At 41.1% G+C, this 15756-nt stretch carries 14 protein-coding genes and 1 other annotated feature; of the genes, 3 read left to right on the forward strand and 11 right to left on the reverse strand.

What is annotated here, in order from left to right:
• Positions 1-93 precede the first annotated feature (93 nt).
• Complete coding sequence (locus ACZ427_RS14925; RefSeq protein WP_461176876.1) at positions 94-573, forward strand: glutathione peroxidase; 480 nt, start codon at positions 94-96, stop codon at positions 571-573.
• 112 nt (positions 574-685) lie between these two features.
• Here the strand turns inward: ACZ427_RS14925 and proS are convergent, their stop codons facing one another.
• The 10 genes from proS to ACZ427_RS14975 form a co-directional block, all read right to left on the reverse strand.
• Positions 686-2125 carry a proline--tRNA ligase gene (gene proS, locus ACZ427_RS14930; protein WP_461176877.1) on the reverse strand — a complete coding sequence of 480 codons (1440 nt, stop codon included), beginning with the start codon at positions 2123-2125 and terminating at the stop codon, positions 686-688.
• A 57-nt stretch (positions 2126-2182) separates the two neighbouring features.
• Positions 2183-2410, reverse strand: a binding site (T-box leader).
• 88 nt (positions 2411-2498) lie between these two features.
• The gene (locus tag ACZ427_RS14935) at positions 2499-2774 is read right to left on the reverse strand and encodes a hypothetical protein (RefSeq protein WP_461176878.1); all 276 of its coding nucleotides are present in this window, start codon (positions 2772-2774) and stop codon (positions 2499-2501) included.
• A gap of 250 nt (positions 2775-3024) precedes the next feature.
• Positions 3025-3855 (reverse strand): bifunctional hydroxymethylpyrimidine kinase/phosphomethylpyrimidine kinase, encoded by an 831-nt coding sequence (gene thiD, locus ACZ427_RS14940; RefSeq protein WP_461176879.1) that lies wholly within the window; start codon positions 3853-3855, stop codon positions 3025-3027.
• Between the two features lie 29 nt (positions 3856-3884).
• The gene (locus ACZ427_RS14945) at positions 3885-4370 is read right to left on the reverse strand and encodes a DUF456 domain-containing protein (RefSeq protein ID WP_461176880.1); all 486 of its coding nucleotides are present in this window, start codon (positions 4368-4370) and stop codon (positions 3885-3887) included.
• 12 nt (positions 4371-4382) lie between these two features.
• Entirely contained in the window at positions 4383-5006 is a 624-nt protein-coding gene (locus ACZ427_RS14950) for a glycerol-3-phosphate acyltransferase (RefSeq protein ID WP_461176881.1), read from the reverse strand.
• A gap of 72 nt (positions 5007-5078) precedes the next feature.
• Complete coding sequence (locus ACZ427_RS14955) at positions 5079-6551, reverse strand: ABC transporter ATP-binding protein (RefSeq protein WP_461176882.1); 1473 nt, start codon at positions 6549-6551, stop codon at positions 5079-5081.
• 7 nt (positions 6552-6558) lie between these two features.
• Complete coding sequence (locus ACZ427_RS14960; RefSeq protein WP_461176883.1) at positions 6559-7401, reverse strand: ABC transporter permease; 843 nt, start codon at positions 7399-7401, stop codon at positions 6559-6561.
• A complete protein-coding gene (locus ACZ427_RS14965) occupies positions 7401-8390 on the reverse strand; it encodes an ABC transporter permease (protein ID WP_461176884.1) in 990 nt (329 codons plus the stop codon). Before ACZ427_RS14965 ends, ACZ427_RS14960 begins: the two co-directional genes overlap by 1 nt.
• A gap of 22 nt (positions 8391-8412) precedes the next feature.
• Positions 8413-10011 (reverse strand): ABC transporter substrate-binding protein, encoded by a 1599-nt coding sequence (locus tag ACZ427_RS14970; RefSeq protein WP_461176885.1) that lies wholly within the window; start codon positions 10009-10011, stop codon positions 8413-8415.
• A 478-nt stretch (positions 10012-10489) separates the two neighbouring features.
• Positions 10490-11866, reverse strand: coding sequence for a glycoside-pentoside-hexuronide (GPH):cation symporter (locus tag ACZ427_RS14975; RefSeq protein ID WP_461176886.1), 1377 nt, complete (start codon positions 11864-11866; stop codon positions 10490-10492).
• A 147-nt stretch (positions 11867-12013) separates the two neighbouring features.
• Here ACZ427_RS14975 and ACZ427_RS14980 point away from each other — a divergent pair, with 147 nt between their 5' ends.
• Positions 12014-13207 carry a helix-turn-helix transcriptional regulator gene (locus ACZ427_RS14980; RefSeq protein ID WP_461176887.1) on the forward strand — a complete coding sequence of 398 codons (1194 nt, stop codon included), beginning with the start codon at positions 12014-12016 and terminating at the stop codon, positions 13205-13207.
• Between the two features lie 116 nt (positions 13208-13323).
• Here ACZ427_RS14980 and ACZ427_RS14985 read toward each other — a convergent pair whose 3' ends face one another.
• Positions 13324-14406 carry an NADH:flavin oxidoreductase/NADH oxidase gene (locus ACZ427_RS14985; protein ID WP_461176888.1) on the reverse strand — a complete coding sequence of 361 codons (1083 nt, stop codon included), beginning with the start codon at positions 14404-14406 and terminating at the stop codon, positions 13324-13326.
• A gap of 225 nt (positions 14407-14631) precedes the next feature.
• On the opposite strand from ACZ427_RS14985, the gene ACZ427_RS14990 reads away from it, so the two are divergent.
• Complete coding sequence (locus tag ACZ427_RS14990; protein ID WP_461176889.1) at positions 14632-15579, forward strand: DMT family transporter; 948 nt, start codon at positions 14632-14634, stop codon at positions 15577-15579.
• The last annotated feature ends 177 nt before the right edge of the window (positions 15580-15756 follow it).

Consider the following 15756-nt stretch of genomic DNA (forward strand, 5'->3'; position numbering starts at 1 on the left):
ACAAAGATAAAGGTAATGCCGGAAATATCGCCCAAATATTTTGACATTAATAGGAGGCCTTGCTATCCTTTCATTAAAGGAGGCTCATTTCATATGGGTATTTATAATTTTTCTGCTAAAACCATGCAGGGAGAAGAAAAGTCTTTGGAAGATTACAAAGGAAACGTTCTTCTTATTGTTAATACAGCAAGCGAGTGCGGATTTACACCACAATTTGAAGGCTTGCAGAAACTATACGAACAATACAATGATCAAGGATTTGAAATTCTCGGATTTCCATGCAATCAATTCAATGAACAAGATCCAGGAACAGACGGGGAAATATCGAATTTCTGTCAAAAAAATTACGGTGTCACCTTTCCAATGTTTAGTAAAATTGATGTAAAGGGCGATAATGCCCACCCTCTTTTTAAATACCTTACTGATGAACAGAAAGGGATACTTTCCAAACAAATAAAATGGAATTTTACAAAGTTTCTCATCAACAAACAAGGAGAAGTCATCGACCGCTACGCACCACAGACCAAACCGGGAAGTATCGAAAAAGATGTAAAAAAAGTGATTGAATCTTGAAACACTCCAGTTTGAAAGCTTTGGTCTACTTTAAGGATCCACAGTCCTCAACATTTACCTAATCCTTATGCTAAAAAACGAGCGCAATTCTCGCGCTCGTTTTCAGCTATGATTAATATGCTTTTGCCCAATAAACCAGTTCTTTTGCTTCTTTGCCACAGCATACGCATGTATCTGCAACACTTTCCTGTTCAAATGGGATGCAGCGTGATGTTGCTGACGTTTCTTCCTTGATTTTTTCTTCACAGCCTGTATCCCCACACCACATGGCCTTAATATATCCCTGATTTTGATTGAGGTTTTGTTTAAACTCTTCCATGTCCTTAGCAACAGTTGTTTTCTCTTCACGATGAGCCAATGCTCGATCAAATAGATTTTGTTGAATTTCTTCCAACAGTGCAGGGACCCGTTCCTCAACCTCGCTTTGTGCTACAAATTCCTTCTCACCTGTATCACGGCGAACAAGTACGACCTGCTCTTTGTCAATATCTTTCGGTCCCATTTCTATACGGACAGGAATGCCTTTCATTTCATATTCATTAAACTTCCATCCGGGCATTTTGTCACTACCATCTATATCCACACGAATTAAGTTTTTTAATTGATCACGTAAATCATATGCCTTATCCAGCACGCCTTCTTTATGCTGGGCAATTGGAACAATCATTGCCTGCGTCGGTGCAACTCGTGGAGGAACAACTAATCCCCGATTATCTCCATGTACCATGATTAGGCCGCCCATTATACGTGTTGAAAGTCCCCACGATGTTTGATGGACAAACTGGCTCTCTCCATTTTCATCCAAATAAGTGATATCAAAGGCTTCTGCAAATCCTGTTCCGAAATGATGGGACGTACCGGATTGCAGTGCTCTTCCATCATGCATTAAACTCTCAATCGTCAATGTATAGTTCGCACCTGCGAATTTTTCTTTATCCGTTTTGCGTCCTTTTAACACAGGGATTGCTAAATAGTTTTCCACAAGATCTGCATAGACACCAAGCATTCGATCCGTTTCTGCTGCTGCATCTTCGTCTGTCGCATGTGCTGTATGTCCTTCCTGCCAATGAAATTCAGATGAACGCAAGAAAGGGCGTGTTGTTTTTTCCCAGCGTACAACATTTGTCCATTGGTTATAGAGCATTGGCAAATCACGATAGGAATGAATATTTTTGGAGTAATAATCACAGAAAAGTACTTCTGATGTTGGTCGGACTGCTATCCGTTCAGCTAATTCTTCGTCTCCACCATGTGTTACCCAGGCTACTTCCGGTGCAAACCCTTCGACATGATCTTTCTCTTTTTGCAGAAGGCTTTCCGGAATGAATAAGGGGAATGCAACATTGGAATGACCTGTTTCTTTAAATTTCCGGTCTAATTCCTCGCGGATATTTTCCCAAATTGCAAAACCATACGGCTTAATAATCATTGTTCCGCGGACTTGTCCATAATCAACCAGTTCCGCCTGTTTAACGACATCTGTATACCACTGCGCAAAATCATCTTCCATTGCGGTAATGTTCTCCACAAACTGCTTATTTTTCTTACCCAAGCTAAAACACCTCTTTATATAAAAATTATTATTTGAACACAAAAAATCCTCCATCCGTAAAGGGACCGAGGTTTGGTGGTACCACCCTTGTTTGCAGACACAAAATAAGCCATGCACACTTTACTTGATAACGGTTATGAACCGCGCACATCTTACAGCAAATATTGCCTTTCCGATGGCGAACTATAAAGGCAGGTTCCAATTCAGTCTTTCGGAAATTCACACCGGCCATTTCCTCTCTTTGAAAGACACTGCAATGTACTAATCCTTTTTCAGCGTTTCGTTTATATCTCTTAATATAATGCTATACAAAGGCAAAGTCAAGGCATATCAATATTACATACCTTTTTCCTCAAAGCGAAAGGCTTTTCTCCTATTCTGCATCTGAAAAAGTTTTGAAAGTCTCGATTTCTTTTGAAAGAGTTGTTTTCATTTTTTCACCACATTTCCCGCTGCAGATCGCAAATAGGCCGTCTTGTCCATGTTTCTTAGCTTCGGAGTCAGACGTTGTGACAATCATTGGGACACTGGTATGCCTTGAGTTTAAATAAATTTGGATAATTTCCCCTTCTTTTTCCGAGTAATCAATCCCTTCGGCAAACTTAACATTTATTGCGTATAATGGTTGATCTTCAGCAATCTTCTTCATACACCATGCACATCTGAACATTGTTAATCCCCTTTCTATACACAGCGCTTTTAATTTAAAATGCTTTATATCATTTTGCAACTTATCAAATGTCGATCTGACGCCAGATCTTTACGTTATTTATTTATTTTTTGGATGAACAGTTTGGAGAAGATAATACTTCGCGAATGAGAACGAGGAGACCCTAAATGACTCTCCTCGTTCGCAATGATGCAATCAACTTAGTCTATTGTTCTCGTAACGTTTCCATTTAGAATGTATTCACGTTGATTTTATGAGCCGCGCCAAATTTTCGCTCCGCAGCATGATAGGTCGGGCCAACTGCATCCGTATAGGAAAAGCTGTGTTCAATCGCTGTCGTTACAAAACGTTTTGCTAGTCGAACCGCTTCCACAATCGTTTTTTCTTTCGCCAGATGTGCTGCAATCGCTGCAGAATACGTACATCCAGCACCACTTGTATTCACAGTATCAATCCGTGGGGCCTCAAATGTTGTCAGACTTTCACCATCATATAGAACGTCCACTGCCGGACCTTCCAGTCTGCCGCCTTTTACCAGAATATAATCCGCACCCAGTGTATGAAGGTCAATCGCTGCCTGCTTTAAATCGTCAACATTATTTAGAGCTTTGCCACCCAATAACAACGAAGCTTCCGGCACATTGGGGGTAATGACTTTTGCCATTGGGATTAGCTGGTTAATCAACATATCAATCGCATCATCTTCTAACAGCTTCGAATCCAGTTTCCCCACCATCACGGGGTCTACTACTATATTTGGAATATTGGTCTCCTTAATCAATCCCGCAACCGTTTCAATAACTTCCTTCGAAAACAGCATTCCTGTCTTTAATCCATCTGCTCCAACCTGTTTCAGCAATGTGGAAAATTGTGCCTCGATTGCTTCGATGGTCTGTGGATGAACATTTTTGTCTGTTTCCGGGTGTCTTCCTACGATTGCAGTAACAACACTCATCCCATATGCGTCCAGTTCCTGAAATGTTTTCAAATCTGCCTGAATTCCTGCACTGCCTCCAGCAGCAGAACCTGCAATTGTGATTAGTCTTGATGGATGCTTCATCTGGAACTACCTCTTTTCGAAAATTATTTCTAAAATAATAGTACAATAAAAAACCAGACAATCATAATAAACTGCACGACCACTTTTGCGAAAGCCCCGCCCAAAAAGCCAATCAATGAGCCAATGGATGCACGAAACGCTTCCTTAACCGTTCGCTTTTGAATCATTTCAATGACCAGAACCGTAATGAAGGGAACAATCAGGATACCGAATGGTGGATAAATGAATGATCCAACAATCACAGCCACTGCAGCCCCTCGTTCTCCCCATTTTCCTCCACCGAAACGTTTCACAAAATAACTGTTGGCAATGATATCCGCCACTACAAGGATAACTGTGAATACAGACATGGCTATCCAGAAAAATGCGTTCAGTTCCTGTGAATTCAATACGAAATGATAGAGAAGGAACCCTCCCCATAAGACAAACACAGAAGGAATAATTGGAAAGATGATTCCCGCAAAACTTGCGACAAATAACGCAATAATGATAATCCATATAATAATATCCAGCATGATGCCCTCCTGTTACTCCGGCGTTTTCCGGAACATACTTGATAGTTTCGTCTCTTCTTTTCTATAGATTCGTTTGTAGTTTTCCATGTGTTTCCAAATACTCAATATCGATAATAAAATAACAATCACTGTCGGCTCCATTCCAAAAAAGAAAGCGGTGGTAACTAGAAAGGAAAGATACATAAATAACACACCGACAACTAAGTAATCTGTCGTAATTGTAAACAAAAGTAAAATACCAATTCCAAACACAGCTATTTTCCAGTCAATTACAAACAGCGTCCCGACAAGTGATGCCGTCCCCTTCCCGCCGCTAAACTTCATCGTGATTGGGTAATTATGTCCTATAATAACAAATAATGCCGTTATATACACAAGCAGATGTTGCGCCTCACCAGTAATTCCATTTTCATTTAAAATAAATAATACCAATAACAGTGCTAAAGTTCCCTTAAAAATATCAATAAGAGCAACGAAAATTCCATATTTCCAGCCAAGCAATATTGTTGTATTCGATGCCCCGGCATTTTTCACTCCTGCATTCTTAATATCCACTTTCTTATACATACCTACTACCTGCGAGCCATGAATACAGCCAAAAATATATCCAATTATACAAGCAATGAGAAAATACACATGAACCCTCCTTTGCTTCAGTATATAGCGAAATCCAAACTGTAAGAATACGATGGTGTAATTCTTTCTTAATCAGACATTACGAATCTTCTTAAAATCAATGGTTCGATTACTGATCCGCTGAAGCAAATCGTAATCATGACTGATAGCAAGCACCCCAATCTTACGCTCTTCAGCTAATTTTAAAACCACTTGCCATATCTCTGCCTGTGTAATGGTATCAAGCATTGTCGTCATTTCATCAGCAATGATGTATTTCGTGTGGGAATGAAACACACGTGCAACACAAAACCGCTGCAGTTCACCTCCGGATAATTCACTCGGATATCTTGTTAGCCATTCTTCCCTAATTCCTAACGCCTGCAGCAATTCTCTATCAGCCACTTGAGCTTCTGCCAACACTTTTCCCATTTTCCATTTCGGGTTAATTGCTTTTTCAGGATGTTGCCAGATCAATTGTACCGGATGTGCCATGGTGCGAAAATCTGTCTCCCCATTTACTATAACAGTACCTTCCTTTGCCTTGATATATCCGGCAATGATTTCTGACATCGTTGTTTTACCAGATCCGCTGTATCCAAACATGCCTACAATTTCCCCGGGCTTTATTGTTATATCCACATTTTTAAAAAGATATGGATTTTTGGAATAACGATAACTGATTCCCTTCACTTGAAGCATCTTGCCATCCGTTTCAGGCTCCCCCTCTGAGTTCGTTGGACTACCTGAAAAAAAGTGATTTTGCGGTAATGCATCCCATAATTTCTTTGTATAGGGCTCCTGCAATTTCTCACCTTTTCCCGAGAAGGCCTCAACCCCTGCAGTTTCAATCGTTCTGCCCTCATTCATAACTACAACCTTATCTGCAATCTTTCGTGCTGTCGCAATATCATGGGTTATAAACATGATGCCTTTCCCTGCAGCAGCCAATTCTTTGAGATGTGCGGCCGTTTCCTGGACTGCCTGCGGATCCAGCCCGGGCGTTGGTTCATCCGCAATTATTAAATTTGCATCAATTACCATCGCTGTTGCAGCCAAAACCCTTCTCGCCATGCCACCGGATAATTCAAAAGGATAGCGTTTTTCTAACTCTTGACCCAGACCTAATTTTCGAAACACAGCCCGCTGAACATCTTTTTTGTCTTTCCCTTGAACTGCAGATTGCACCTGTTTTCCTGCTTTCATTAATGGGTCTAGCGAATTGACGGATTGTGGAATTAGCGAAATTTCTCTGCCACGCAACATTTCCTGTTTCTTGGTTGTAAGCATTTCTTCTTTATATCTCAATTCCCCAGTAATGGTCGCATTTTCAGGTAGTATACCTAACACAGCATCTGCAAGCAGACTTTTACCTGACCCGCTTGCCCCAATAACTGCGACAATTTCACCCTCATAAATTGTCATATTTAGTTTACGAATCACTTGCAAATTGGTTTCACGTAATCCCTTTTTATATTGACGGAAAGAAAGTGCAAAATCTTTCACTTCCAGAAGAGGAGATTTGCTTATTCTATTATTCCGTGTTCTATCTGATGTTATCATCATGCTCACCTCATCCTTTCTGTCCATGAAACGGGTCTATTAATCTGCTTAAGCTTTTACCAAGTAAATCAAACATAACAACCATCAACAACAGTGACAGCCCTGGGAAAAACGCCAGCCACCACATTCCTGTTGACAAATAGCTCATGGATTCAGATAAAATAATTCCAATTGCAGGCTGCTCTGCAGGCAAACCAAAGCCTAAAAATGTAATTGCTGCTTCATGAAGGATCGCATGCGGGAACAATAGAATAAATCCAATGAAAAGCTGTGGTATGAGATGTGGAAGCAGATGATGTCTTGCAATCCAAGCCTTAGATTTTCCTAATTGACGTGAAACACCAACATATTCAGTTGTTCTCACCTGCAGCATTTCTGCGCGCAATATCCGTGTCAAACTTGGCCAATGTGTGAGAGCCAGGCCAATAACAACCCCTGTGAACCCTCCCCCCATCGCAAAAGAGATTAATAGCAGCAATACAATATGTGGAACGCTTAGAAATAGGTCAATTAAACCCGTAACAAAACGATCCATTGTTTTATTCCAGGAAGCAAGTAAACTGAGAATAAGCGCAATCATCGCACTCGAAAATGCTGCCAGTATGCCGACACAAAGACTTAATGTAAGTCCCTTAACGGTCCGGGCAAGCATATCCCGTCCAAGCCAATCTGTTCCAAACAGATTCGTAATAGAAGGACGCTCGTTTCTTGCATCCAGATTCACTCCCAGACTTTTCTCACCAATAAAAAGTCCGGAAACCACCATTCCCGCAAGTAAAACAATCACAATGGCACTGACAGCAATGGTCCGCTGTCTAATACTAAGATGCTTTCTTCCTGTATGCTCTCCCATTAGAACTCACCTCTTTTAATACGAGGATCAACAACTCTATATAAAGTATCTGCCATAAGATTACCAGTAAATACAAAGATTGTGCTGCACAGAACAATTCCTAATAATAAAGGAACATCCCCACCAAGCCCGGCCTGGACAACAGCCTGCCCCAGACCTGGGTAGGCAAATACCTGCTCAGCCAAAACAGCACCACCGAAAAGCTCGCCAAATGAGGCGAAATGAACGGAAATAGCCGGCATGGAAATATTTCGCAAACCATGGCGAATTAGCAATGTGACTCCATGCTCACCTTTTGCCCTGGCAAAACGTACATACTCACTATTCATGACATCCACAAGCTTTTGTCTTGTATGCAATGCTATATTGGCTATACCAACAATACTTAATGTTAAAGCAGGCAAGAACAAGTGCCGTAGCCGCTCGGAAATTGTTACATCTTCAGCAAGAACTCCTGCTGGTGTGCCAAGTCCTACTGGAAACCAGCCTAGCCACACTGAAAACAGCATCAATAATAACAAGCCAAGCCAAAACGCGGGGGTTGAAGCAAGTGTAAAACAATAGCCTTTGATCAACTTGTCCAACCATGTTCCTTCTTTCATCCCTGCAATAATTCCGAGTACAAAACCAAAAAGGCCTGAGAGTACCCAGGCCAAACCCATCAGGGCAAGTGAGGCGATAAAACGTTCCGCAATTACATCACGAACCGGACTGCGGTGTATGAGAGAGGTCCCCATATCCCCCTGCAGCATCGCGCTTCCCCAGTTGAAAAATTGTTGGACTTTTGGTTCATCCAATCCCCAATATGCAGCGATGTTATCCCGTTGCTCAGGACTCACACGTGTCATATCCGCTCCAATATAGGATTGTACCGGGTCAACCGGGGAAAAACTAATGAGTGTGAAGGATAGTATGCTGATCGCTATTAATAATAGTGCAAGCTTTACTAATTTACCTCCAATATAAAAAGCGATATATTTCACCTGCAATGACTACCCTTCTTTCTTTTTACTAATCGGTCCAATGCCACTGTTCAATAAAATCTGTAATTGGCCATCCATGCCCATGTGGCTGAACTTTTTGCTCCCCAATTTCCAGATCTTCATGAACAAAGTATAAATGTTCAAGATTAACCAACCATGCCCAGGCGGCGTCCCCTCTGGCGGAAAATCCAGTTTCTCCGTCCCATTGTGCCTTTTTCCAGTAGCTGTTTGCTTCTTCCTCCGATGTAGCGCTTAATGCTTTATTCAAATATTCGTCTACAACAGAATTAGCGTAGTAATTCGCATTATAATATCCAATCCCTCTTGTGTTACTACTGTATAAATTATAAATTTCAAGTGGGTCATGACTTCCCCACCCCATCATGACAGGATGAGAATACATTAACCGGTCTAATTCATTCCAGCTTTTCCCTTCTGTACTCACATTGATGCCAAGCGGTTTAATCATATCAGCAAAAGCCATGGACAAAGACTGGCGAATTTGATCATCAACTGGATAAAGCAGTGTAAATGATGCTTCAATCCCATCTTTTTCTCTTACACCTTGATCATTTTCAACCCATCCGGCTTCATCTAACATCTGTTTTGCTTCTTCCATTTTTCCATCTTCAAACACAACTTCTGGATTCCACCATGGTAACTGATCTGCAACGGAATAAGCAGGTGTACCAAAACCCTCCAAGACCCCATCAGCAAGCTCCTGACGATTAATGGCTATATTTATCGCTTTTCGAATCGTTACGTCAGCTGTTACATTATTCCCGATTGGTGCACCATCAGCCGTTTCCTCTCCTTCTGGCACGTATGGAAACATAATTCCTCTGTTATCGACACTCTCCAGTTCAATAAGCTTCATTCCTTCCAAATCATCTTTCGCAAATGCAGGTGGTACAGATGCTACATCCACCTCACCTGCCTGAGCTGCAGCATATGCGCCATCCTCGGAAAGGAAAAGAAATGTCAGCTTAGAGAAATTCGGTGATTCTCCATAATAGTATGGATTTTCTGTTACAATAATCTGTTGCCCCTTATCCCATTGTTGCAACTGAAAAGGCCCGGATCCAATTGGATTTTCATTATAATTATCGTCATAAGCATGCTCCGGCACAATTCCTGTCGTAACCAGCAGATAGATGAAGGTAGATTGAGGTTCCTTCAATGTGAATGTAACTTCATTTTCTGCTGTTTTTTCAACCTTTTCCATATTGCTTAAATCAATAATGGACCCACTGTCGGCAGCTGTTTCAAAGGTGAAGACCACATCAGCTGCAGTCAGTTCCTCCCCGTCTGAAAACTTCACATCTTCCCGAAGCCGAACCGTCCATTTCAACCCGTCCTCGCTTACTTCATAACTCTTGGCTAAATCATTTTGAATGTCAAAGTTCTGGTCCTGTTTGAGCAAAGTACTTTGGAAAAGCGGTGAACCATAGCGTCCCCATCCTGTTGTCGGGTCAAAGCCATCATCCGGCTCTCCACCAATTGCGAGTACAAGTTCATCTCTTGCACCATCAGCTTTCTCCTGTTGAACCTCTTCGCCATCCCCTCCAGTACAGGCACTTAGCAGGACGATTAAACTTAAACATATTATAATCCTTATCTTTTTCATATATAGTTCTCCTCATTATATACCTTTCATTATTTCTCATCATTTTTAAATAATAGCAAAAAAAATAGCGCCCGACAATCCAACTATTTATCGGGCGCTCACTGTGGGGTCTCATCGTCTTCGCTTTCCCGCAGGAAGTGATTTTTACTTCCGAGGATGCTGAAGCGTTGTCCCCTCAACGGTCCGCTGCGGAAATCGACATAGCAGTTACTTCGCCTTTTATATCTTTTACGTCAAAAGCAACAGATCTTTTGATGGGACGAGTAATCGCATTTGGTGGGACGAGCAATCGCAGTCTCAGATCTTTTGATGGGACTAGTAATCACAGGCCTAATCTTTTAGAAAACAGCCTTCTGGTTAAATTAGCTGTTTTCATAATAGATGGTGACAGCATGCTATACGCCGCCATGTTGGTTTCTCACCTTGTAAAAAGAGCGATTAACCGCCCCATCGAGAAGTTAATCGCCCATTTGTACTATTATTGCTCTTTTGCAGCAAGGTCAGCATTAATCTGTTCAAACATCTTATCATTCAGTTTATAGCCGTATTTAAATATGATAAAACAAATAATACAAGAGATTGCAGGTACTAACACCATCATTACTTTTATTCCAATTAACGTATCAGGTGTCTGGACAGCATTGGGAACATAGCCGATGATACTCAGTCCAATTCCTCCTACAAACCCTGCTACAGCCTGAGACAATTTCCGCATAAAACTGTAGAGGGAATAGGTTGTACCTTCCTGTCTGATTCCTGAAGACCACTCACCATAATCAATAACATCGGAAATGAATGCCCAGACAAGCATATTTGGAATATTGATCCCAAGCATCCCCAACCAGAGAAGAGGTAATACAGTAGCCGGTGTCGCAGGCAAAATGAACAACAAGGCCATTGCGCCGGCACCTATTACGAATCCTATTAATGTTAATGTTTTCTTGCCAAACTTTGCGGTAAGCTTTGGAATAAAAACCACCAACAGGATAACAGATACAATATTTAACATATTATATACGGAAAACAGAAATGGGTTATCCAAATTATAAGTAAAGAAATAAAGTCCGACCGATTGATTAATCAACATGGCCATCAGAATGAAAAATGACATAAATGAAAGTGATAAAAACGGGCCATTTTTCATGATTCTCGTAACCATTTGGATATTCATTTTTTCCGGTTTCGCAGAATCGACCGGTTTAATACGTTCTTTTGTATTTCTATAAGTTAAATAATAAAGCACTACTGCTATGACACCAAATATCGCAACAACAGCAGGATATCCAATTTGTTCAGAAGGAAATAACGCTACCAGCGGAACAACGAGAATCCCGACGGAAAACACACCAATTTGTCCTCCTAGACCACGAAACGAAGCCAAAGCCGAACGGTCAACTGGATTCCTTGTTATCACGGAAGCCAATGAACCATACGGAATGTTGACAGCTGTATATGCCATACCGAATAAAATATAGGTTACATAGGCATAGACCAGTTTACCAGATTCAGAAAGATCTGGTGTGAAGAAAACTAGCACCGCCATTACTACAACCGGTATTCCTGCCCATTTCATATAGGGTCTGAATCTTCCTTTTTTATTAGTTTTTCCAAAACGGTCAATAATTGATCCCATTAACGGGTCATTAATAGCATCCCAGATTCGAGCTACTAGAAATAGAGTAGCAACCGCTGCCGCAGAGATACCAAAAACATCTGTATAAAATACCAGCAAATACGTTGTGACCATAGAGAATGTTAAGTTATTTGCTGTATCACCCAGCCCGTAGGAGAGTTTTTCCTTAAAGCCTAATTTATTATTTACTTTTGTTTCTTCTTCATATTTAAAATCTTCCATTTGTTAGACCTCCATAGTTGCAATCGTTTTCATGATTCTATCATAATAGAAAAGTAACATTATTATAAGGACATATTTAACATTTAAAGGATAATAATAGCGTTTTCATGAAACGCTTTCCAAAAATTCAACGGGGTGAACATAACTATGGAACAAACAAGAATTATATCTGCAGCCATGATAATAAATCATTCAACAGATTTAAACACTTATGTATTAGACAACAATGCAAACATTCTCTTCCATCACGAAAGAATTACGATACCGCGCTTCCTGCCAGGAGCGGAGGAGGAAGATATACTTTATTTTCACGAGCAGATGAACATGCAAAATAAACATTTTTACTCCTATGTAAATGAATGGGGACTGCGTTATCTTGGCTATACCACTGCAACTTATAAAGTTATCATTGGACCTTATCTTGACCTCACTCCCAATTTGTTCAGTCTCTCCAGAAAATATCATCTCAGCAGCAATGAGAGTGAGAATTTGAGAAGTTTTTGTAACCAGATTCAAGTTTTAACGGTAGATAAAATAAATAGTTACGGCAGTATTCTTCAGCAATTCGAAAGACTTATTGATACAGATACAACGCCAATCACTATCGCAGTAAATGGCAATGGAAAGGATAAGAGAGAATCTGCAATGGTTCAATGGAACGAAGATGTCGAAATTATAAAAGTGAGATACCGGATAGAAGCAGATCTCATACACGCAGTTGAACTCGGGCAAAAATCGAAAGCGATAGAGCTTTTATCTTCCAACAATATGCTCTTTTCCTTTTCCGAAAGATTTCCAAACCAGCCGCTTCGGAGGGTGAAAAACCTGGCGATTGTTTTAAGCACATTATTGCGCACTGCTGCTACAAGGAGGCAAGTACCAGCAATACTGATTCATCGCGTTTCTGAAAAATTTGCCAATGAAATAGAATTTACGAATCAATTATCCAAACTGCAGCAATTATATAATGATATGGTAATGGAATACACTGATCTTATCGTATCAAATGCACTGACCAACTATTCAAAGCTAACGCAAAGAGTGATTGAATATCTCGTCAGTTTCTATGATAAGCAAATCGATAAGGATGAACTTGCAAGCATCTGCTTTACACACCCAAGCCACCTCTCAAGGAAGTTTAAACAGGAAACAAACATGACAATAACAGGTTATCAGCAAATGATACGGATAAATAAAGCAAAACATCTGCTGAAAAATGAAGCCATCTCGATTGAGGAAATAGCTTGGAGTGTCGGGTACGAGGATGCATCTTACTTTGCAAGGGTTTTTAAGCGGGAGGAAGGTATAACACCTTCTCAGTATAGAGAAGAAGCGTGGTAACGGTTTAAAATTTCTGCCTTTTTCAGCAATGATTTATTGCATCAAAAAAGCAATGCCCCTCGTCTGAAGTGCATTGCTTTGTATCAACTGTTCTCATAAAAACGCTAAAATTAGTTTCAAACTCTCCATCCGCGCTCATACTGGGGTGGTGTATCCAGGCTTTCTGTCTGATGGATATCAATTGCTGCTTTAAGCGGAAAATATGGGTCGCGTAACATTTCTCTTGCCATAAGCACAATATCACAACGCCCGTTGCGGATGTGGTCATCTGCCTGCATCCCTTCTGTAATCAATCCTACTCCGGCCGTTGCAATGTCCGCAGCATGGCGGATTTTTTCCGAGAAAGATACTTGATAACCCGGACCAACATCGATGGACGGATTCGGCGTATTTCCACCGGAACTGCAATCGATCAGGTCCACTCCTTCCACTTTTAAACGTTTGGACAACTCGATAGAATCTTCTATCGTCCAGCCCCCATCCGCCCAATCGGTGCTGGACACGCGAACAGTAAACGGGAGGTTATCCGGCCATTCCTGGCGCATTAACCGAACCGTTTCCATCACGAAGCGAATTCGATTTTCAAAACTGCCACCATATTCATCTTTCCGATAATTGCTAAGAGGTGAATAGAAACTGTGTGCTAAATAACCATGCGCCGCGTGAAATTCAACCCATTGGAACCCTGCTTCCCTGGCTCTGGCTGTTGCTTGGCGAAAAGATTCTTGTATCTCATGAATGTCTTCTGTTACCAATTCTTTTGGCGTTCGATTTTTCTTAGAAAAAGGAATAGCACTTGGGGCAGCAACTTCCCATCCGCCTTGATCATCAGGAACATTGACACCGAAATCCTTCTGCTTCCATGGTGCATATGTGGACGCTTTTCTCCCGGCATGAGCCAGCTGAATCCCCGGAACAGCTCCCTGGTCTTTAATAAACTGCGTGATTCGTTGAAAAGCCTCTGTATGTTTGTCAGAATAAATGCCCAGATCTTCCGGCGAAATTCGCCCACTCGGTTCAACTGCTGTGGCTTCGGCAATCACAAGTCCTGCTCCGCCAACAGCCCGTGTACCCAGATGTACGAGGTGCCAATCACTTGGCAAGCCGTCCGCTGCACTATATTGGCACATCGGAGCAACCCCAATTCTGTTGCGTAACGTTATATCCTTGATGGTTAAAGGAGAAAAAAGATGTGGCATGAATAAAGCCTCCTTTTTTAAATCGCTTGAAAATATCATTACCATATTCGAATACCTTAATTTAGAATCCTTCATTTGTCAATTTAGCAGATTTGGCTGGGCGGGAAACTTAGATTGCTTCCATACTGTTTAGCAGCTTTTCCTTTTTGTACAAACCTATACGGATACAACCTAATATGATAAGCTACCATACATTATGTAAATATCAGGTGGTGATCGATTCCATTGCAATTCAATAAAATATACATCATCATTATTCTCGTGATGGTCGTTTGGGGATTAAATGTTTCTGCACTAAAAATCGTTGTGGAGAATTTCATGCCAATTACGATTACTTCTTTGCGGATATTTACTGCCGGTTCAACTGCTCTTATTATTCTCATGTTTTTCCGTCTCGTACGACTTCCTAAAAGGTCAGAGTGGGTATATTTGATTGGCGGCGCTTTTTTAAGTGTGGTTTTCCATCATTACTTTCTGGCAGAAGGGCTGGTTAAAACATCAGCTACTAATACTGGATTGATTTTAGGGATGGGTCCGCTCTTAACTGTTGTTTTTTCGATGGTGTTCTTAAGAAGAAAACCAACATTTATTCAGCTAATCGGCTTTGGCTTTGGAGGGGTGGGTGTCAGCTTTACGGTTTTGGCCGGAAGCGGCGGCATTCATTCCATTAATGGTGGAGACGTGTACATTATGTTATCGATTATTTCACAGGCACTCAGTTTTATTTTGATCAAACGGGCCTCCGAAACAATGGATCCGCGCCTGTTAACCGGCTATATGCTGATTATCGGCTCCTTTATACTTTTTATCATCAGCTTATGGAAGGAGCCAGGTGGGATAACGGCTGTTGCTAATGTTACTTCCCCTTTCTTATGGGGTCTATTTCTTTTCTCAGCACTGATTGCAACCGGAATCGGGCACATGGTTTATAATTATTCCATTGGGCAGGTTGGGCCGGCGGAAGCATCTATTTTTCTCAATCTGAATACGTTTTTTGCTCTTCTCGGCGCAGTTATTTTTCTTAATGAATCGATTATCGCAGCACATTTTATCGGGCTCATTTTCATTGTATCCGGCGTTATACTTGGGTCAGGTGGTCTAGAGTCTTGGATTCTCCAAAGAAAGATGAAAAAACAATTATCTACCAAAAACAGAAAAAAATTCGGTACATAGGATCAGGCCCTTTTCTGAACGTTTCTCCAATCAGCCATCTCGGCGTCTTATCTATTCAAAAGAAATTGCTTGGCTTGTCGGATACGGGGGATGCTTCCTATTTCAGAAGAAGTTCCAGGTAGGAAAAGCAGGACCACTGAATTTAAAAAGCAAATTTCCAGCAAAAATGCTAGCCTT

It is taken from the genome of Virgibacillus ainsalahensis (assembly GCF_055380755.1).

Coding starts and splice junctions, on each gene's coding strand:
- ACZ427_RS14970 (WP_461176885.1), bottom strand. CDS start 10,011: ATGAAAAAGATAAGGATTATAATATGTTTAAGTTTAATCGTCCTGCTA.
- ACZ427_RS14945 (WP_461176880.1), bottom strand. CDS start 4,370: ATGCTGGATATTATTATATGGATTATCATTATTGCGTTATTTGTCGCA.
- ACZ427_RS14935 (WP_461176878.1), bottom strand. CDS start 2,774: ATGAAGAAGATTGCTGAAGATCAACCATTATACGCAATAAATGTTAAG.
- ACZ427_RS14925 (WP_461176876.1), top strand. CDS start 94: ATGGGTATTTATAATTTTTCTGCTAAAACCATGCAGGGAGAAGAAAAG.
- ACZ427_RS14975 (WP_461176886.1), bottom strand. CDS start 11,866: ATGGAAGATTTTAAATATGAAGAAGAAACAAAAGTAAATAATAAATTA.
- ACZ427_RS14985 (WP_461176888.1), bottom strand. CDS start 14,406: ATGCCACATCTTTTTTCTCCTTTAACCATCAAGGATATAACGTTACGC.
- ACZ427_RS14955 (WP_461176882.1), bottom strand. CDS start 6,551: ATGATGATAACATCAGATAGAACACGGAATAATAGAATAAGCAAATCT.
- thiD (WP_461176879.1), bottom strand. CDS start 3,855: ATGAAGCATCCATCAAGACTAATCACAATTGCAGGTTCTGCTGCTGGA.
- ACZ427_RS14960 (WP_461176883.1), bottom strand. CDS start 7,401: ATGGGAGAGCATACAGGAAGAAAGCATCTTAGTATTAGACAGCGGACC.
- ACZ427_RS14980 (WP_461176887.1), top strand. CDS start 12,014: ATGGAACAAACAAGAATTATATCTGCAGCCATGATAATAAATCATTCA.